Source organism: Roseicella sp. DB1501 (genome assembly GCF_013112485.1).
GTDB lineage: Bacteria > Pseudomonadota > Alphaproteobacteria > Acetobacterales > Acetobacteraceae > Paracraurococcus.
Genome location: NZ_JABFHG010000020.1, coordinates 42,343 through 60,150, shown reverse-complemented (window position 1 = coordinate 60,150; position 17,808 = coordinate 42,343). Strand labels below are relative to the sequence as shown.

Below are 17,808 nucleotides of genomic sequence, written 5' to 3'. Positions count from 1 at the left end.
CTCCCTCATGCCGGAACCCGCTTCAATATGGGAAACGGAATGCCGGCATGGGCGACCGCCCATGCCGGGGGTGCCAGGCCTCAGACCTCGTCGTCGTAGCCGCCGCCGGCATCGTCCATGCCGCCGGCGTCGTAGTTGGAGTCGTCCTGGTAGCCCGCATTGTCAGCATAGCCGGCATTGCCGCCATCGTCATAGCCGGCGCCGGTCGCATCCGCCTCCTGGCCGCCGCTGCCCCAGCCCTGATCGGCCGCGGCCGCGCCGGGATCGGTCCAGGGCGAGGAGGCCGGCACGGCTTCCTGGCCGAAATCGCCGGTGCCGCCATCGAAGGCGGCGGCCTGGGCGGCGCCGCCATGGCCGGAAAAGGCGTTCATCAGCATGTTGCCGAGCACCATGCCGCCGGCGACGCCCGCCGCGGTGGTCAGCGCCGTGCCGAGGAAGCCCGAGCCGCCGCGCTGCTGCTGCAGCATGCCGGGATTGTAGCCCGGCGGGTAGACCGGCTGCGGCGGCGGCGACATGGGCGCGGCCGGGCGCTGCGGCGCGCCGCCGCCGAACATGCCGCCGAACAGGCCGCCGCGCGAGGGCTGCTGCGCCGCCTGGGCCTGCTGCCTGGCGTTCTCCAGCTCCCATTCCAGCCGGCGGATGCGGTTCTGCGCCTCGACCAGCGCCGCCTCCTGCACGAAGGCGGTCTGGGTGATGCGGTAGCGCGCCTCCGGGTAGCGGGCGAAGAGATCGCTGATCAGCGCATCCGCCTCGCGGTCCACCGGCGGCAGGTTGGGCCGGGCCGGCTGGGTCGAGGGCACGCTGCCGCCCCAGGGGCTGGGGCTGGGGCTCGCCTGGGCCGGGGCCGCGCCGGCGACCCGCTCGACATATTGCGTGATGATCCGGCGCTCTTCGTCGTTCATCGGTCCTGCATCTCCCATCGGTCGGGCGGGGCGCGCCGGTAGCCTGGCTGGCTGCCCGCAGCGTCCCGCCGGCCGTGCGCCTGCGAGGTGGCCCGGCCCGCTCGGGCTTTCAAGCCGGCCCGGCAGCGAAAGTGAACTTCATGCAATCTTTGCCGGCAGGCCGAGCCGGCGCCACTCGATGACCGGGCAGCGATCCTGCACGAAGCGCAGGCCGGCGGCGCGCGCCCGCTCGCCCGCCGCATCGTCGGTGACGCCGAGCTGCAACCAGACGCTGCGGGCGCCGAGGCGGATCGCCGCATCCACCACCGCGCCGGCATCCTGGCTGCGGCGGAAAACATCCACCATGTCGAGCGGCGCGGCCGCGTCGAGCCGCTCCGCGACCGGCACGCCGTGCAGCATGCGGCCGGCGATGCCGGGATTGACCGGCGTGACGGCATAGCCGCGATCGACCAGGAAGCGGGCGACGCCCCAGCTTGGCCGCTCCGGCCGGTCGGAGGCGCCGACCACGGCGATGCGGCGGGTGGTCAGCAGGATGTCGCGAATCTCATCATCGGTCATGCGGAGGATCCTCGGTCGGGAGGGAACGCCGGGCGGGGCCGGCGGCTTCTTCGCGCCCTGGGCGCTTGCCAGCCCCCGCGGCACCGGCCATCAAGCCGGTGCAGGCGGGGCCTGTAGCTCAATGGTCAGAGCGGACCGCTCATAACGGTTTGGTTGCAGGTTCGAGTCCTGCCGGGCCCACTCCTCGCCTCAGGTGAAGTGCATCCCGCCATTCACCTGCACCGTCTGCCCGGTCATGTAGGCATTCGCCGCCACCAGCAGCACCGCCTCGGCCACCTCCTCCGGCCGGCCGAGCCGCCCGAGCGGCACCCGGCGCGCGAGCGCCTCGCGCCCCTCGGCCAGCATGTCGGTCTCGATGAGCGAGGGGGCAACGGCATTGACCGTGACGCCCTCGCCGGCGAGCCGCGCCGCATAGCCGCGCGTCAACCCCTCCAGCCCCGCCTTGGAGGCGTTGTAATGCACGCCGATCACCCCGGCGCCGCGCGCCGCGCCGGAGGAGATGTTGACGATCCGGCCCCAGCGCCGCCGGCGCATCCCCGGCAGCACCTGCTGGATGCAGAGGAAAGCGCCGGTCAGGTTCACCGCCACGGTGCGGGCGAACTCCGCCTCGGTCAGCGCCTCCGGGCTGCGCCGCAGCGCGATGCCGGCATTGTTGACCAGGATGTCGATGGCCCCGAGCGTCGCCTCGGCCTGCGCCGCCATCGCCGTCACCGCGGCGGCATCGGCGACATCGGCGCCGAGGGCGAGGGCGCGCCGGCCGAGGCCGCGCACCGCATCGGCGGCCGCCTCCGCCGCCGCCGCTTCCCGATGGTAATTCACGATGACATCCGCCCCGGCCGCGGCCAGGGCGAGGGCGATCGCCCGGCCGATGCCGCGCGAGGCGCCGGTGACCAGCGCGACCCGGCCGCCGAGATCGGGCCCGCTCATCGCGCGCCGGCGTCGAGCCAGGCGCGGATCTCGGCATCATGCTCGCCGAGATCGGGGGCGCGGCGGCGGATGCGCGCCGGCGTCCCTTCCAGTCGGACGGGCGGAGCCAGATGCGGCAGGGACCCGCGCTCGGGATCCTCGAATTCCGTCACCAGCCCGCGGGCTTGGCCCTGCGGATGCGCCAGCGCCTCGTCATAGGAAAGCACCGGCTCGGCCGGGATGCCCGCCGCCTCGAAGGCGGCCAGCCAATGCGCGCTGTTCCGCTCGCCGAGCGCCGCCTGCAGGAGGCCGATCAGCGCCTCGTTGTTGGCGACGCGCGCGGCATTGCCGGCGAAGCGCGGATCCTCGGCGAGCTCCGGCCGGCCGATGATGCCGCAGAGCGCGCGCCAGAACTTCTCCTTTGAGGCGCCGAGCGTGATGTAGCCATCACGCGTGCGGAAGACCCGGTAGGGCGCCGAGCCGCGATGCCGCTGGCCGAGCCGCTCCGGCCGCGTGCCATGGGCGAAGACATGCGCCGCCTCGTAGACGCCGAGCGAGACGCCGGCCTCGAAGAGCGACTGGTCGATCCGCTGGCCGCGGCCGGTGCCGTGCCGCGCCTCGAGCGCGCCGAGCACCGCGATGGCGGCATACATGCCGGCGGTGACGTCGGTGATGGCGATCGGCAGGCGATAGGGCTCGCCCTCCGGCGGGCCGTTGCCGGCCATCAGCCCGGACATGCCCTGCGCCATCATGTCGAGCCCGCCATGCGTCGCCCAGGGACCGGTCTGGCCGAAGCCGGAGATGGAGCACCAGATCAGCCGCGGATTCGCGGCGCCCAGCACCTCCCAGCCGAGGCCGAGCCGGTCCAGCGTGCCGGGGCGGAAATTCTCGACCAGGACATCCGCCCGCCGCGCCAGCCGGCGGACCAGCGCCGCATCCTCCGGCCGCTTGAGGTCGGCGGTGATGCTGCGCTTGTTGCGGTTCCACACGGCGAAGGGCGCCGACCGGCCTTCGACGAAAGGCGGCATGCGCCGGGCATCGTCGCCGCCATCCGGCCGCTCCACCTTGATGACGTCGGCGCCCATGTCGCCGAGCAGCATGGTGCAGTAGGGGCCGGAGAGGAAATTCGTCAGGTCGAGGACGACGAGGCCGTCGAGCGCCGCCGGCATGATGCTTCCTCCCGCCACAAGGGCTTTGCAACCAGCCTCCGGGCCGGGGCGGGGGGTGTCAAGCCGACACCCGGTGCTCGCCGCAAGGGCGGCGCAGGGCCGGGGATGCGCTATGCTGGGGTGGATCGGACAGGGATGCGAAGCAGCATGGACACCCATATCGGCCTGGACCAGGCGGCGGCGCGCTCGGCGCGGCTGGACCGGCTGGCGGAGCTCGCCATCCGCGTCGGGCTGAACCTGGCGCCGGGGCAGGAACTGGTGATGACGGCGCCGGTCGAGGCGCTCGACCTCTCGCGCCGGATCACCGAGCAGGCCTATCGCGCCGGCGCCTCGCTGGTGACGACCCTGCTGGCCGACGACCAGGCGGTGCTGGCGCGCTACCGCCATGCGCGGGAGGAGAGCTTCGATACCGCCGCCGGCTGGCTCTATGACGGCATGGCAACGGCCTTCCGCAACGGCGCGGCGCGGTTGGCGATCGTCGGCGACGACCCGGCGCTGCTCGCCGGCCAGGATCCCGACCGCGTGGCGCGCGCCAACCGCGCCCGCTCCAAGGCCTATCGCCCGGCGCTGGAGTTGATCTCGGCAACCGCCATCAACTGGACCCTGGTCGCCGCCGCAACCCCGGCCTGGGCCGCCGCGGTCTTCCCGGAGCTGCCCGAGGCGGAGGCGATGGCGCGGCTCTGGGACGCGATCCTCGCCGCCTCGCGCGCCGACCGGCCCGATCCGGTCGGCGACTGGGCGGCGCACAATGCGGCGCTGATGGCCCGCCGCGAGAGGCTGAACGAGCGGCGCTACGCGGCGCTGCACTTCCGCGGCCCCGGCACCGATCTCCGCGTCGGCCTGGCCGATGGCCATGCCTGGATGGGCGGCCTCTCCACCGCGAAGAACGGCATCACCGGCAACCCCAACATCCCGACCGAGGAGGTCTTCACCACGCCGCACAAGGAGCGGGTGGAAGGTGTCGTCGCCGCGACCAAGCCGCTCGCCTATCAGGGCACGCTGATCCAGGACATCGCCGTGCGCTTCGAGGCTGGCCGCATCACCAGCGCCACGGCGCGCACCGGCCTGCCGGTGCTGGAGCGGATGATCGGCACCGACGAGGGCGCCCGGCAGCTCGGCGAGGTGGCGCTGGTGCCGCATTCCAACCCTATCGCGCAGAGCGGGCTGCTCTTCTACAACACGCTCTTCGACGAGAATGCGGCGAGCCATATCGCGCTCGGCCAGGCCTATTCGAAATGCTTCCTCGACAAGGAGCTGACCGAGGCCGAGCTGGCGACGCGCGGCGCCAACCGCAGCCTGATCCATGTCGACTGGATGATCGGCTCGGCGGAGACGGAGGTGGACGGGCTCGATGCCGAGGGGCGGGCGGAGCCGCTGATGCGCGGCGGCGAGTGGGTGCGCTAGCTTTCCCCACGACGTCGCTGGCGCGCCGCCGCGGAGCCCCGGGGTTCGCCCCGGACCCGGGAGCCGTCACAGCCTGCCGCGGCAAGGCCGCAGCAGGGCAACGGGCAACGACGACAGGATGCAGCGGCGGGCGGGGCGGTCACCGGGCCGCCTCGGTGCTGCATAGGCTGCTGCGGCGGGCCGCGACTCGGGCTATGCTCGCCCCATGCAGCCCGCCGCCGAGTCGCAGCCTGCCGCCCAAGCTCCCGCGCGCATGCCGTGGGACTTCCACCCCGCCCTGACCGAGGAGCGGCTCCGCCTCTGCGCCCGCATGCTGGCCAACGCCCGGCGCGACGCCCTGGCCATGGCGAGCTACGAGCTCGGCGACGACCCCTGGTCGGTCGGCTGCCGCGCCTTCGCCTTCGGCCGCCACCGGCTGCGCCGCGCCGCCGAATCCGGCGACTATCCCTGGCTGGAGGTGCTGGACGACAGCGCGCATTTCGTCTTCGTCATCGGCGGCAACGGCCAGGGCGTGCCGGTGCGCTTCTATCGCGGCGCCGCCGACGACCCGACCGACCGCACCCTGCGGCGGCAGGAGACGGAATCCGAGCAGCTTTCCCTCGCCCTCGGCGAGGAGGCGGCCGAGGGGCTGGTCTTCCGCTTCGCGGTCGAGACCGGCGAGGGCGGCCGCGTCGATCGCGTGGTGTTCCTGGCGCTGCGCGGCGAGGAGCGGGTGGAGTGCTTCTGGCCGGTGCCGCTCGAGCTGCCGCCGGCCAGCGCCGGCGCGGCGGAGCAACTGCGGCTGATCGCCGATGACGGCTATGCCGGGCCGGCGCCGCATGTGCCGGGCGCGCCGCCGGGCCCGGCCCTGCCGCGGCGCAAGCCGGTGCCGCCGCTGCATCGCCACCAGGCCGGGCTGTTCTAGAACACCCCACGAAACCGCTTCGCGGCGTCTTGGGGGCCGCATAGGGTCCCTCCTGCCCAAGCCGCGACGGGACAACGGGCCGCGACGGTTCCGACAGGCGCCATTGCCCGCTGCTTGACCACTCCGGCGACGCATGGTCGCCTGCGGCAAGGCCCGCGGGCATCCCGACCCGCGGCCGCGGAGGAGGAACGCGCCATGTCCCGGTATCCGGCCAGGGGCCGCCATGGCGGGCGGCGGGCGATCCCGGCATGAGCCTCTCCGGCCAGGCCGCCGTCACCGGCATCGGCGAGACCGACTACCGGCGCGATGCCGGCGGCCGCAGCGTGCTGCGGCTGCAGCTCGAGGCCTCGCTCGCCGCCATCGCCGATGCCGGGCTGGCGCCGCGCGAGATCGACGGCATCGTCCTGCCGATGGGCACCGGCGGCACCGTCGCCGAGGATTTCGTCACCAATCTCGGCATCCCCGATCTGCGCCTTTCCACCACCACGCCGCTCGGCGGCGCCGGGGCGGTGGCGGCGGTGCAATGCGCCGTGGCGGCGGTCGCGGCCGGGCTCTGCCGGCACGTGCTGCTGCCGCTCGGTCGCACCGGGCGGACCGGCAGCCGCATCGGCGCGCGCATCCACCAGATGCCGCAATTCCGCACCGTCGGCGAGTTCGAGGCGCCGGCCGGCGCCCTCGCTCCGGCGCAGTACTACGCGCCCATGGCGCGGCGGCACATGGAGCTCTACGGCACCACCAGCCGCCAACTCGCCGAGATCGCCGTCACCACGCGCCGGCACGCCATCCTCAACGGCAATGCCAGCATGACCCGGCCGATGAGCATCGAGGACCACCAGGCCTCGCGCCTGATCGCCGATCCGCTGCGGCTGCTCGATTGCAGCCTGGAGAGCGACGGCGCCGCGGCGGTGGTGGTGAGCGCGGCCGATATCGCCCGCGACATGCCGCGGCCGCGGGTGCTGGTGACCGGGGTGGCGGAGGGGCATCCGGACAGCCCAAGCGCCATCACCCAGCGCCCCGACATGACGCGGCTCGGCCTCGCCAAGGCGGCGCCGCGCGCCTTCGCCATGGCCGGGGTGACGCCGGCCGATATCCAGGTCGCCGAGATCTACGACTGCTTCACCTATATCGTGCTGTGCCAGATCGAGGATCTCGGCTTCTGCGCCAAGGGGGAGGGGGGCGCTTTCGTCGAGGGCGGCGCGCTCGGCCTCGGCGGGCGGCTGCCGGTGAACACGCATGGCGGGCTGCTCTCGCAATCGCACATGGCGGGCATGAACCATGTGATCGAGCTGGTGCGGCAGCTCCGCGGCGAGGCGGGGGCGGCGCAGGTCGAAGGGGCCCGGCTCGGCCTCGTCACCGGCTATGGCGATCTCGGCGACGGCACCGTCGCCATCATGGCACGGGGCTGAGGAGGATGGCTGGGGCGATGACGGAGATGCCGCGGAAGCCCGTGCCCGAGCCAGGGCCCGAGACGAAGCCCTACTGGGACGGCCTCGCCGAAGGCCGGCTGCTGCTGCAGCGCTGCGCCGGCTGCGGCCGCATCCGCCACTATCCTCGGCCGCTCTGCGACGCCTGCCATTCCTTCGAGGCGGATTGGGTGCCGGCCTCGGGCGAGGCGCGGGTGCATGGCTGGACGGTCGCGCACCATCCCTACCATCCGGCCTTCCGCGCCGAGCTGCCCTATACCCTCGTCACCGCCGATCTGCCGGAGGGCGTGCGGCTGGTCGCGCAGCTCCGCGATGCCGGACCGGAGGCGCTCCGCCTTGGCGCGGTGCTGCGCATCGGCATCGAGGACAATGGCGAGGGGCAGGCCTTGCCGGTGCTGCGCCTCGCCGGGGGCTGAGGCGGGAGGGCAGGGGTCCCTCCCGCGGCGGCGTCAGGCCGCCGCCTGGCCGGTGGGCGCCTTGCCCCAGGATTTCAGCACCGGCAGCACCTCCTTGGCGAAGAGCCGCAGGCCCCGCTCGGCGACGTCATAGGGCGTGCCGCCGAAGCGGAAGGAGACGTTCAGCTCGAAATCGCCGAGCAGTGTCCGCCGCGCCTCCAGCCCGCGCAGGATCTTCTCCGGCGTGCCCCAGCTCGCCGCCTGCATGAAGCCCTTCACCGCGCCTTCGAGCCCGCCGGCCTTGCGCGCCAGATCAGCCTTCTGCTGGTAGGAGTCGTAGCCCTTCACGCTGGCGAAGTGCTCGCCCAGGAATTCGTAGTGATGGAAGTTGCTCTCGACGAATTTGCCCTGGTAGCGCCAGGCCTCCTCCTCGCAGCGCGCGAGGTCGGTGCCGCAGATCACGAACTCGGTCATCATCAGGGTCGGCGGCTCGGTGCCGTGATATTGCCGGTGCAGCGCGCGGCCGCGCTCGATCACCGGCTGGCGCATCTCCCAGGGCCGGTCGGCGAACATCACCATATGCGCGCCGAGCTTGGCGGCCGAATTGACGGAATCCTCGCTGGACGCCACGGCATAGATGCGGCCGTCGAAGCTGTGCTGCGGCCGCGGGCGCAGCTCGGTGCGGGGCTGCTTGTAGAACTTGCCCTTGCCCTCGATGAAGCCGGTCCGCAGCGCCTCGAGGATCATCGGCGCCGCCTCGTCGAAGCGCTCGCGCGATTCATCCATGCTGACGCGGAAGGCCTCGAATTCGCGCCGCGCCAGGCCGCGGCCCATGCCGAAGCGGAGCCGCCCCTTGCTCAGCAGGTCGAGCACCGCGGCGTTCTCGGCGACGCGCAACGGGTCGTGCCAGGGCAGGATGACCGCGGCGGTGCCGACATCGATGCCCGGGCAGGCCGCCGCCAGATAGGTCATGAGCTGGATGTTGTCGGGCACGAAGGAGTAGTCGTTGAAATGGTGCTCGGCCGACCACAGGCAGTCGAAGCCGGACTCGGCCGCGATGCGGGCGAGGCGCAGCTCCTCCTCCCAGACCTGGCCGTCCGGGCAGCCTTCCCAGCCATAGCTGGAGAAGATCATCATCATCCCGACATCCATGGTGTCTCTCTCCCGATCGTCTTGTCGCGGGCGGATGCGCCGCGATGGCCGGCGCGGCGCGGATCGGGCCGGCATGCGGCGGGGCCCGCGAGCGGGCACCGCCCTGCGCCAGGGCACGAAGCTTCACGGCAGGGCCGGGGACATGGTCGGGCCCTTGGTCGATCCGCCCGCAATCCCAGGGGCGACGATCCGCGCGACACCAGATGAGGGGACGCTATCGCCCTTGTCCGGTGCCGGCAACCGCCGGGGGAGGGCGGGAGGCGCTGGCCGGATCGGCGCCGCGGTCTATGCTCGCGGCCAGGAGACGCCCGACCCGAGGCCCAGGGAGGCATCCTGGGGCGCGCAGGGGGAGAGGGCGCATGAGGAGAGACGCATGACCCCGCCCGAACGCCTGCGCGCCCTGCTCGCCGAGCCCGGCTTCGTTGTGATGCCCGCCGTCTGGGACGGGCTGAGCGCGAAGCTCGCCGCCGGCGCCGGCTTCCGCACCGCCTTCCTCTCCGGCTCCTGCGTCGCCGCGAGCCGCCTCGGCGGCCCGGATCTCGACCTCGTCTCCTTCGGCGAGATGTTCGACAGCTTCACCATGGTCCGCAACGCGGCGCCGGAGACGCTGATCCTCGCCGATGGCGACCACGGCTACGGCAACGCCATGAACGTGCAGCGGACGGTGCGGCAATATGGCCGCGCCGGCGCCGCGGCGGTGCTGATCGAGGACAAGATCACGCCGCGCGCCCTCACCGCCGCTGGCAAGCCCTGCCTGCCGCGGGAGGAGGCCCGGATGAAGATCCGCGCCGCGGTGCAGGCGGCGAAGGAGTCCGGCATCCTCGTCCTGGCCCGCACGGATTGCCGCCCGACCCAGGGGATCGACGAGGCGGTGGCGCGGATCGAGGCCTTCGCCGCGGAGGGGGCCGACATCTTCCTGCTCGACAGCCCGGCCGACGAGGCGGAGATCCGCCGCGCCGTCGCGGCGACGGGCGGGCGGCCCTCCTTCGCCGTCCTCTCGCCGGGCGGGGCCCGCGCCACCCCCTCGCGGAGCGAGGCCGAGCGGCTCGGCTTCAAGATCGGCACCTATCCCACCGCCATGCTCTCGCCGGCCGCCGCCGGCATGCGGGCCGGGCTGGCGGCGCTGCAGGCCGGCGCCGCGGAGGCAGAGAGCGCCCTGCCGCCGGCCGAGCTCCGGGCGGCGCTCGGCTATGGCGACTACGATCGCGAGGCCGCGCCTTTTCTCCCCGTTGGCTCCCCCGGCGGCTGATCCCGGCTCCGCCGCCGCTCACGGACAGGCCAGCGTGGCGATCTCGCTCGGCATGCCGCTATTGCTTGGACCTCAAAACTGTCGATGCTAATCTGAGGATCGGTGTTCGTCCGTTTTGGTGAGCGGCGTGCGCCGTTCATGCGGGCAACGGCAATTGATGCGAGCGTCTATGCGACCTGTCGCCGGCCAGGCCGACCATCGGGCGGATCCTGGTGGTCGTCGCGCCGGCCCGGATGACCACCGGCGACGGCCGGGGGAGCGCGCGGGCGGCCCCGTCGGATCCGGGACCGGGTCCGGGACCGGCTGCGTGGCGGATGAGGCGCCGGCGCTGATCTGGCTGGGCGATGCGGCCGGGCGGGTCACCTATGTCAACCGCCGCTTCGCGGCCGCCTTCGGCCTCGCCGCCGCGGCCCTGCCGGCCGATGTCTGGTCCGCGATCCTGGCGCCGGACGAGCTGGCGCGTTTCCGCAACGCCCTCGCCGCGGCCAGACGTGGGAAGACGGCCCTCCGGGTCGAGGTGGAGGTGCGGCTGCTCGACGGCACGCCGCGCTGGCACCGCTGCGAGGCGACCCCGAAGCTCGATCCCGCCGGGCGGCTGGTCGGCTTCATCGGCTGCAACATCGACCTCACCGAGGCGCGGGAGGCCGAGGCGGCGCTACGCGAGCTGAACGCGACGCTCGAACGCCGCGTGGTGGAGCGGACGGCCCAGCTCGCGGCCGAGGCGGCGGCGCGCTCGGCGGCGCAGGACCGGCTGCGCCACACCCAGAAGCTGGAGGCGCTGGGGCAGCTCTCGGGCGGCGTGGCGCATGATTTCAACAATGCCTCGGCGGCGGTCCTGGCCGGGATCGCGCTGCTCGAGAAGCGGCACGGCAAGGCGATCGCCGCCGCCGGGCCGGGCTCGGCGGGGCTGCTCGCCGGGCTGCGCGAGGCGGCCGAGCGCGGCGCCGCCATCTCCCGCCGCATGCTCGCCTTCGCCCGGCGCGAGGAGCTGCGGGCGAGCGAGGTCGAGCCGACGGAGCTGCTGCGCAACCTCCGCGCCATCCTCGCCAATGCCATCGGACCGGTGGTGCGCATCGCCGTCGATGCACCCGGCGCCCTGCCGTCGCTGCGCGTCGACCGCGCGCAGCTCGAGACCACGCTGATCAACCTCGCGGTCAATGCCCGGGACGCCATGCCGGAGGGCGGCACGGTCACCCTCGGCGCCGCGATGGAGGAGGTGGCGGCCGACGAGCCGCCATCGACGCGCCGGCCGGCCTTGCCGCCCGGGCAGTATCTGCGCCTCTGGGTGGCCGATACCGGCATCGGGATGGACGGGGAGGTCCTGCATCGCGCGGCCGAGCCCTTCTTCACCACCAAGCCGCGGGACAAGGGCACTGGCCTCGGCCTCTCCATGGCGGATGGCTTCGCGGTGCAGTCGGGCGGCGCGATGCGGATCGACAGCGCGCCCGGCCAGGGAACGCGGGTGACGCTCTGGCTCCCCTGCGGGCTCGAGCAGCGGCCGCCGGCGCCGGCGCCGGCATCGGGCGGCAGCCGGCGGCGACGCGTCCTGGTGGTGGATGACCAGCCGATGATGCGCCGCTTCCTCGCCGATTGCCTCGGCCATGAGGGCTGGGAGGTGCAGGAGGCCGAGGATAGCGGCCAGGCGCTGGTCGACCTGGCCGCGGGGAAGCCCTGCGACCTCCTCATCTCCGATCTGAGCATGCCGGGCATGGACGGCACCGCGCTGATCCAGGCGGCGCGGGAGCGACGCCCGGGCCTCATCGCCGTGCTGCTGACCGGCACCGGCCAGATGGCCGATCTCGCGCCGCTGGCGCGCCGCGGCGGCTTCACCCTGCTCCGCAAGCCGGTTTCCCCCTCCGAGCTCGCCGATTGCCTGGCGGCGCTGACGGCCACGCCGCCGGTCACCACGCCGCCGGTCACCACGCCGCCGGTCACCACGCCGCCGGTCACCACGCCGCCGGTCGCCGGGCCGATGCCATGACCCGCGGCCCGAAGCGTCCGGCCGCCGGCTGGCCGCCGTGCCGCCGAAGGATGCCAGCGTGATCAGGGTCGCCTATGCCAAGCACTCCGATCCGGGGATGGCGGTGCGGAGCTGCGCCGCGGCTCTCGGGCCCGGCCGGCCGGAGATGCTGCTGGTCTTCTGCGGCGGCAAGCACGATCCTTTCGTCGTGCGCAGCGCCCTGCGGCAGGCCTTCGGCCCGGTGCCGGTCTATGGCGGCTCGGCCGCCGGCGCCGTGGCGCGCGAGGGCTTCGGCTATAGCGGCTTCGAGCTGGGCATCATCGCCTTCCACGACCCCGCCGTGACGCCGCGCTGCGCGACGACGCGGGAGCTGCTGCCGGATGAGCGGGCCGGCGGCGCCGCGCTCGGCATGCGGGTTGCCGAGCTGGCGAATGCCGATGACGTCGTCCTGCTGTTCTTCGACAGCGTCGCCCAGGCCTCCCCGCTCCGGCTGCATCCGGCGAGCGTGATCGTGGACGGCTTCCATGCCGGCTTCGGCAGGCGGCCGGTCTGCCTGATCGGCGGCGGGCTGCTGACCGACATGAACCTCGCCGGCGGCTGGGTCTTCGATGGCGAGGAGGTGGTCAAGCACGCCGCGGTCGCCCTGGTCTTCCCCTCCTCGGTCCGGGCCGAGACGGCGGTGATGCATGGCTGCCGGCCGGTGAGCACCTTCATGGAGATCACCCGCATCGACGGCGCCGAGGTCTATGAGCTCGACGGCCGCCCGGCGCTCACCGTCATCGAGCGGATGCTCGGCCTGCCACTCGGCGGGTCCCGCGGCCATGAGCTCACGCTGACCGCGACGCTCGGCGAGAAGCAGGGAGATCCCTTCGCCCCCTATGACGAGAACGCCTATGTCAACCGGCTCATCCTGCGGGCCAATCCGGAAACCGGCTCGGTGACGCTGTTCGAGCAGGATTTCGCCCATGGGACCCGGGTGCAGATCATGAGCCGCGACAATTCCCTGATGCTGGAATCGGTGCGGCGCGGGGTCGAGGAGATCAACCGGGCGGTGGCCCGCACGGATGCGCTGTTCGGCCTCTACATCGACTGCGCCGGCCGCGGCAGCGCCCGCAGCGGCGCCCCGGTCGAGGAGGCGGCGCTGGTGCAGATGGGGCTCGATCCCGGCGTGCCGCTGCTCGGCTTCTATTCGGGCGTCGAGATCGCGCCTTTCGCCGAGGGGCGCAGCAAGCCGCTCGACTGGACCGGCGTGCTGACGGTGCTGCGGAGGCGTGCCTGATGTCGGACGGCGCGCAGGACATCATGATCGGCCAGCTCGAGCGCGAGCTGGCCTATTACCGGCGGGAATGCAACGACCTCGGCGCCCGGCTGCTCCGCCTGCAGGAGGAGCAGAGCCAGACCTTCCGCGAGGCGCGGCGCAGCCGCACCGTCGCCAAGCTCATTCGCGAGGCCTATCGCTTGGCGGATGGCGAGCTGACGCCGGGCGAGATCGGCACGCCGATGCTCGAGATGATCATCGAGAACGCGCTGTGCGACGGCGCCGCGCTGCTCGAGGAGGATGGGGAGAGCTTCCGGATCAGCCATGCCATCGGCGTCGGCGTCGAGGTTCCCTCCCACCCGATCTCGATCCCCTCGCCGCCGGAGTTCTTCTTCACCACGGCGCGCACGCCGATCGAGCCGCTGGCCTACGAGCTCACCAGCATCCTGCGGCTGCCCTACGTGCTCTGGGCCTATGACAAGCCGACCGGCCGCGCCCTCATCCTCGGCAACCGCTCGGAGAGCAATGTCAGCCGGCCCTTCGAGGCGGGCGACCAGGAGCTGATCGAGGGCGCCCTCTCGGTCTATATCGACATCATGCTCCGCAAGCAGGCGGAGATGGAGCTGCGCGGAGCGAAGAGCGCGGCGGAGCGGGCGAGCGCGGCGCGGGCGCGCTTCCTCGCCACGCTCACGCACGAGCTCCGCACGCCGCTGAACGCCATCGTCGGCTATTCCGAGATGATGGCCCCCGGCTCGCGCTACGATCCGAGCCCGGCCGATCGCGGCCGCTACACCGAGATGATCCTCGATGCCGCGCACTACCTGCTGAAGCTGGCCGACGGCATCCTCGACTATTCCTATCTGGAGCAGGTGCTGCCCTCCCTGCGGCCGGAATGGCTGCAGGCGGACAAGGTCATCGCCAACACGGTTGCCGTGGCGGCCGGCGAGAGCCGCAGCCGTGAGGTGGCGATCGCCGCGACGGAGGTCGATCCGGCGCTTGAGCTCTGCATCGACCCGGTGCGCTTCCGCCAGGTCCTGCACAACCTGCTCGGCAATGCGGTCAAGTTCTCGCCGGCGGGCAGCATCGTCGAGGTCATCACCGCCTGCGCCACCGGGGGCGGGGTGACGGTGACGGTGCGGGATACCGGCGCCGGGATGCGGCCCGAGGACATCCCGCGGGCGCTCGAGCCCTTCCAGCAGCTCGACCACAACGCGGTGCGCAGCTTCGGCGGCGCCGGCCTCGGCCTGCCGATCGCCAAGCGGCTGGTCGAGGCGCATGGCGGCGAGCTGCTGATCGAGAGCCAGCCGGGCCTCGGGACATCGGCGACGGTCAGCCTGCCGCCGGCACGCGTCCGGCTGCGGCGCGAGGACTAGGCGATCAGTCGAGGCCGGCGGGCCCCGGACGGCCATGCCGGCTCCCGCGATGGCCAGCCCGGCCACCGGGGAGCAGGCGGGCGTAGTGTCAGTGCCGGCCGAGCGCCTCCCGCGGCGTCGCGGCCAGGCTGGCGAGGTTGTGGTCGATCGCCTGGAACAGCCCCCAATTCTCGAAATAGCCGGCGGGGAAGCCCGGCGAACCCGCCTCCAGGTCCTGCTGCCGGGCATGGATGTAGTCGGCCCAGCGGCGCGTCGCCGGCTTGCGGTGGTGGAAGTCGTGGCAGGGCGCATCGCCGACCAGCACGAAGAGCCGCACGAAGAGATGCACGGTCAGCATCTCCGCCCACCAGGCCGTCCAGCGGAGGGCGCCCGGCAGGGTGTTCGCGCGCTGGGCCGGCGGCAGGGCACCGGGGAAGACGCCGGCCGTGGCGTGGCAGACGAAGTTGCGGTCGCGCTTCTGCATCGTCTCCGGCTCGGGGAAGCGGTGCTCGCAAAGGATGCGGAAGACCGTCGCCACCTGCAGCAGCACCGTCACCGGCAGCACCCAGGCGAGCAGGAAGGCCGGCAGCGTGCCGGTCGCGGCGGCGAGGCCGAAGCCGCCGAGCCAGAAGCCGCGGCTGACAAGATCATGGCGGCGGTCGCCGGTGACCATGCTGGCGCGCAGCCGGCGCTGCAGGAAGCGCCAGTGGAAGACCGGCGAGGCGGTGTTGGACAGGACCCGGCGCCACAGAACGCGCTTCGGCAGACCCGGCTCCAGGCCGCACATGCCGAGGACGAAATCGGCGAACTCATCCTCCTCGGTCAGCAGCTTGTTCGGGCTGTGGTGCAGCATGTGCTCGCGCTGATAGTCCTCGAAACGCTTGAAGAGCAGCAGCGCCGAGATCAGGCGGCCGACGCGGCGGTTGGCGGCGCGGGTGCTCAGCACGGTCCCGTGCGAGCAGTGGTGGAACACCACGACCTGAAAGAGGCCGAGGCCGCAGCAACTCGCCAGCCAGCCGGCCGGCAGCAGCAGCCAGGCCAGCAGCGGCGGATCGGCGAGCAGGAGGGGCAGCGCCGCGAGGATGACGCCGCTGAGGATCCAGGCCAGGGCGCCGAGGATGAAGGTGGTGGCGGACCGGCCGGGCGCCGCCTCGCCCGGTGCCGGCTTGGCGGTCAACCAGGTGAGAAAGGGCTGCAGGGCGCGGGGCAGGCGCGCCGCCATGCGGACCCGGGGATCCGGCGGGGCAGCGACCGAGACGCCGGGCTGCTCGGTCGAGATGAAGTTCGTGTAAGAATTGAGGGCCGTCATTTTCCATTCCCGTTCATGGGGCAGCGGCGCAAATGCCGCTGCCGCACTAACGAGTACCAACAAACCCCAATCATTTGTTGCAAGGTTCAATCGCGTATCGTTTTCCTCCTTGAAGAGCGATGCCTGATTCCGCGACAATCTGAGCGGATCAGAACCTCAAGGTTGCATTCGCCGCGGGCGCATTGGATTTGCGACGAGGCATCCCTCGCACATGGCGTCCCGAGATACGCCGCTGGATTTCGCAAGAATGCGAGGAAATCGCCGTTGAAGTGGCAATTCATGGAAAGCCTGCGCCACGAACCGCGCAGTCGGTGATATCCGCAGACCTCGTCATGTCGACGCAACGGAACCGGTCGTTACAATCTGGTCCAGACGAGCGGCATGATCCCGTCTCCGACAGCTCTGCGTTTCTTCTTTCCTTATTGCCCAGGCTTGCTTGAGGCTGTGCGCTGGGGCCGCTGCTTACTGGGGCAATCCGGGCCGCGTCGTGGGCGGATTGTATTTGAGGAGGCGTAATATTGAGCGCCTGCGCCAATAAGAAATCCGGGTTGAAATTTTTCAACCCTGTCCTCGCTGCAATCGAGGCGGCATGGCATCCCGGATTGCCACCGATCGGCCGATCCGGCGACCGCGCCGCCCCGGCTGGCCCTCCCGGCCGGATGCGCGCACCATGCGGCGCAAGGAGGGGATGCGGCCATGACGATCAAAGGCAAGGCCTATATCGCGGGGGCCTTCGAGCACCCGACGCGATTGGCCAGGGACAAAAGCGTGGCGCAGCTCCACGCCGAATGTGCGCTCGGCGCGCTGCGCGATGCCGGTCTCACCAAGGAAGATGTGGACGGCTATTTCTGCGCCGGCGACGCGCCCGGCCTCGGGCCGCTGGCCATGGCCGACTACATGAACCTGACCTTGCGCCATCTCGACAGCACCGATGTCGGCGGCTGCTCCTACATCGCCCATGTCGCGCATGCGGCCGAGGCGATCGCCATGGGCAAATGCCGGGTGGCCCTGATCACCCTCGCCGGCCGGCCGCGCTCCGAGGGGCATTCCGGCGCCGTGCCACGGGTCCGCGGCGCCGATGCTCCGGACACGCAGTGGGAATTCCCGACCGGCGTCGCCACCGTGAACGCCTATGCCATGTGCGCCGCGCGGCACATGCACCAGTACGGCACCACCGCCGAGCAGCTCGCCTGGATCAAGGTGGCGGCCAGCCATCATGCGCAATGGAACGAGCACGCCATGCTGCGCGACGTGATCACGGTCGAACAGGTGGTGGGCAGCCCGCTGATCGCAACCCCGTTGCACCGGCTCGATTGCTGCGTCGTCTCCGATGGTGGCGGCGCGCTGGTCGTGGTGGCGCCCGAGATCGCCCATAGCCTGAAGCGGCCGCTGGTGAAGGTGCTCGGCGCCGGCGAGAGCATGAAGGGGCAGATGGGCGGGGCGGTGGACCTCACCTATTCCGCCGCGGTGCGCAGCGGGCCCGCCGCCTTCGCCGAGGCCGGCGTCACGCCGAAGGACATCAAATACGCCAGCGTCTACGACAGCTTCACCATCACGGTGCTGATCCAGCTCGAGGATCTCGGCTTCTGCGAGAAGGGCCAGGGCGGCAGGTTCGTCGCCGACGGCAACCTCATCTCCGGCACCGGCAAGCTGCCCTGGAACACCGATGGCGGCGGGCTCTGCAACAACCATCCGGCCAATCGCGGCGGCATCACCAAGGTGATCGAGGCGGTGCGGCAGCTCCGCGGCGAGGCGCATCCGAAGGTCCAGGTGCCGAATTGCGACCTCGCCCTGGCGCATGGCACCGGCGGGCTGCTCGGCAGCCGGCACGGCGCGGCAACCCTCATCATGGAACGGGAGTGACCC

15 protein-coding genes and 1 tRNA gene are annotated in these 17,808 nt (G+C 72.2%); 10 read left to right on the top strand and 6 right to left on the bottom strand.

Annotated features, from left to right (window positions below; translation table 11 throughout):
- Positions 1–80 precede the first annotated feature (80 nt).
- A complete protein-coding gene (locus HJG45_RS26270) occupies positions 81–902 on the bottom strand; it encodes a DUF2076 domain-containing protein (protein WP_171616676.1) in 822 nt (273 codons plus the stop codon).
- 138 nt (positions 903–1,040) lie between these two features.
- Positions 1,041–1,460 (bottom strand): CoA-binding protein, encoded by a 420-nt coding sequence (locus HJG45_RS26265; RefSeq protein WP_171616674.1) that lies wholly within the window; start codon positions 1,458–1,460, stop codon positions 1,041–1,043.
- Between the two features lie 107 nt (positions 1,461–1,567).
- On the opposite strand from HJG45_RS26265, the gene HJG45_RS26260 reads away from it, so the two are divergent.
- A tRNA-Ile gene (locus HJG45_RS26260) sits at positions 1,568–1,640 on the top strand.
- A gap of 9 nt (positions 1,641–1,649) precedes the next feature.
- Here the strand turns inward: HJG45_RS26260 and HJG45_RS26255 are convergent.
- Both HJG45_RS26255 and HJG45_RS26250 read right to left on the bottom strand, forming a co-directional pair.
- A complete protein-coding gene (locus tag HJG45_RS26255; RefSeq protein ID WP_171616672.1) occupies positions 1,650–2,387 on the bottom strand; it encodes an SDR family NAD(P)-dependent oxidoreductase in 738 nt (245 codons plus the stop codon).
- Positions 2,384–3,535 carry a CaiB/BaiF CoA-transferase family protein gene (locus tag HJG45_RS26250; protein WP_171616670.1) on the bottom strand — a complete coding sequence of 384 codons (1,152 nt, stop codon included), beginning with the start codon at positions 3,533–3,535 and terminating at the stop codon, positions 2,384–2,386. The genes HJG45_RS26255 and HJG45_RS26250 overlap by 4 nt, the downstream gene beginning before the upstream one ends.
- Before the next feature lie 135 nt (positions 3,536–3,670).
- Between HJG45_RS26250 and HJG45_RS26245 the strand changes: the two genes are divergently transcribed.
- The 4 genes from HJG45_RS26245 to HJG45_RS26230 all read left to right on the top strand — a co-directional run bounded on the left by HJG45_RS26245 (position 3,671) and on the right by HJG45_RS26230 (position 7,683).
- A complete protein-coding gene (locus tag HJG45_RS26245) occupies positions 3,671–4,939 on the top strand; it encodes an aminopeptidase (protein WP_254452802.1) in 1,269 nt (422 codons plus the stop codon).
- A 253-nt stretch (positions 4,940–5,192) separates the two neighbouring features.
- Positions 5,193–5,843 carry a hypothetical protein gene (locus tag HJG45_RS26240; RefSeq protein WP_171616668.1) on the top strand — a complete coding sequence of 217 codons (651 nt, stop codon included), beginning with the start codon at positions 5,193–5,195 and terminating at the stop codon, positions 5,841–5,843.
- Positions 5,844–6,091: 248 nt separating this feature from the next.
- Positions 6,092–7,249: a thiolase C-terminal domain-containing protein gene (locus HJG45_RS26235; RefSeq protein ID WP_171616666.1), complete on the top strand. Its 1,158-nt coding sequence runs from the start codon at positions 6,092–6,094 to the stop codon at positions 7,247–7,249.
- Positions 7,250–7,266: 17 nt separating this feature from the next.
- The gene (locus HJG45_RS26230; RefSeq protein WP_171616664.1) at positions 7,267–7,683 is read left to right on the top strand and encodes a Zn-ribbon domain-containing OB-fold protein; all 417 of its coding nucleotides are present in this window, start codon (positions 7,267–7,269) and stop codon (positions 7,681–7,683) included.
- A 33-nt stretch (positions 7,684–7,716) separates the two neighbouring features.
- Here the strand turns inward: HJG45_RS26230 and HJG45_RS26225 are convergent, their stop codons facing one another.
- Positions 7,717–8,814: an LLM class flavin-dependent oxidoreductase gene (locus HJG45_RS26225; RefSeq protein ID WP_171616662.1), complete on the bottom strand. Its 1,098-nt coding sequence runs from the start codon at positions 8,812–8,814 to the stop codon at positions 7,717–7,719.
- A 373-nt stretch (positions 8,815–9,187) separates the two neighbouring features.
- On the opposite strand from HJG45_RS26225, the gene HJG45_RS26220 reads away from it, so the two are divergent.
- The 4 genes from HJG45_RS26220 (at position 9,188) to HJG45_RS26205 (ending at position 14,654) form a co-directional block, all read left to right on the top strand.
- The gene (locus HJG45_RS26220) at positions 9,188–10,063 is read left to right on the top strand and encodes an oxaloacetate decarboxylase (protein WP_171616660.1); all 876 of its coding nucleotides are present in this window, start codon (positions 9,188–9,190) and stop codon (positions 10,061–10,063) included.
- Between the two features lie 307 nt (positions 10,064–10,370).
- Positions 10,371–12,044, top strand: coding sequence for a response regulator (locus HJG45_RS26215; protein ID WP_171616658.1), 1,674 nt, complete (start codon positions 10,371–10,373; stop codon positions 12,042–12,044).
- 58 nt (positions 12,045–12,102) lie between these two features.
- Positions 12,103–13,302, top strand: coding sequence for an FIST N-terminal domain-containing protein (locus tag HJG45_RS26210; protein WP_171616656.1), 1,200 nt, complete (start codon positions 12,103–12,105; stop codon positions 13,300–13,302).
- Positions 13,302–14,654 (top strand): sensor histidine kinase KdpD, encoded by a 1,353-nt coding sequence (locus HJG45_RS26205; protein ID WP_171616654.1) that lies wholly within the window; start codon positions 13,302–13,304, stop codon positions 14,652–14,654. Before HJG45_RS26210 ends, HJG45_RS26205 begins: the two co-directional genes overlap by 1 nt.
- An 88-nt stretch (positions 14,655–14,742) precedes the next feature.
- Here the strand turns inward: HJG45_RS26205 and HJG45_RS26200 are convergent, their stop codons facing one another.
- The gene (locus HJG45_RS26200) at positions 14,743–15,942 is read right to left on the bottom strand and encodes a fatty acid desaturase (RefSeq protein ID WP_171616652.1); all 1,200 of its coding nucleotides are present in this window, start codon (positions 15,940–15,942) and stop codon (positions 14,743–14,745) included.
- Positions 15,943–16,638: 696 nt separating this feature from the next.
- On the opposite strand from HJG45_RS26200, the gene HJG45_RS26195 reads away from it, so the two are divergent.
- Positions 16,639–17,805 carry a thiolase domain-containing protein gene (locus HJG45_RS26195; protein WP_171616650.1) on the top strand — a complete coding sequence of 389 codons (1,167 nt, stop codon included), beginning with the start codon at positions 16,639–16,641 and terminating at the stop codon, positions 17,803–17,805.
- The last annotated feature ends 3 nt before the right edge of the window (positions 17,806–17,808 follow it).

Coding starts and splice junctions, on each gene's coding strand:
- HJG45_RS26270 (WP_171616676.1), bottom strand. CDS start 902: ATGAACGACGAAGAGCGCCGGATCATCACGCAATATGTCGAGCGGGTC.
- HJG45_RS26265 (WP_171616674.1), bottom strand. CDS start 1,460: ATGACCGATGATGAGATTCGCGACATCCTGCTGACCACCCGCCGCATC.
- HJG45_RS26255 (WP_171616672.1), bottom strand. CDS start 2,387: ATGAGCGGGCCCGATCTCGGCGGCCGGGTCGCGCTGGTCACCGGCGCC.
- HJG45_RS26250 (WP_171616670.1), bottom strand. CDS start 3,535: ATGCCGGCGGCGCTCGACGGCCTCGTCGTCCTCGACCTGACGAATTTC.
- HJG45_RS26245 (WP_254452802.1), top strand. CDS start 3,671: ATGCGAAGCAGCATGGACACCCATATCGGCCTGGACCAGGCGGCGGCG.
- HJG45_RS26240 (WP_171616668.1), top strand. CDS start 5,193: ATGCCGTGGGACTTCCACCCCGCCCTGACCGAGGAGCGGCTCCGCCTC.
- HJG45_RS26235 (WP_171616666.1), top strand. CDS start 6,092: ATGAGCCTCTCCGGCCAGGCCGCCGTCACCGGCATCGGCGAGACCGAC.
- HJG45_RS26230 (WP_171616664.1), top strand. CDS start 7,267: ATGACGGAGATGCCGCGGAAGCCCGTGCCCGAGCCAGGGCCCGAGACG.
- HJG45_RS26225 (WP_171616662.1), bottom strand. CDS start 8,814: ATGGATGTCGGGATGATGATGATCTTCTCCAGCTATGGCTGGGAAGGC.
- HJG45_RS26220 (WP_171616660.1), top strand. CDS start 9,188: ATGACCCCGCCCGAACGCCTGCGCGCCCTGCTCGCCGAGCCCGGCTTC.
- HJG45_RS26205 (WP_171616654.1), top strand. CDS start 13,302: ATGTCGGACGGCGCGCAGGACATCATGATCGGCCAGCTCGAGCGCGAG.
- HJG45_RS26200 (WP_171616652.1), bottom strand. CDS start 15,942: ATGACGGCCCTCAATTCTTACACGAACTTCATCTCGACCGAGCAGCCC.
- HJG45_RS26195 (WP_171616650.1), top strand. CDS start 16,639: ATGACGATCAAAGGCAAGGCCTATATCGCGGGGGCCTTCGAGCACCCG.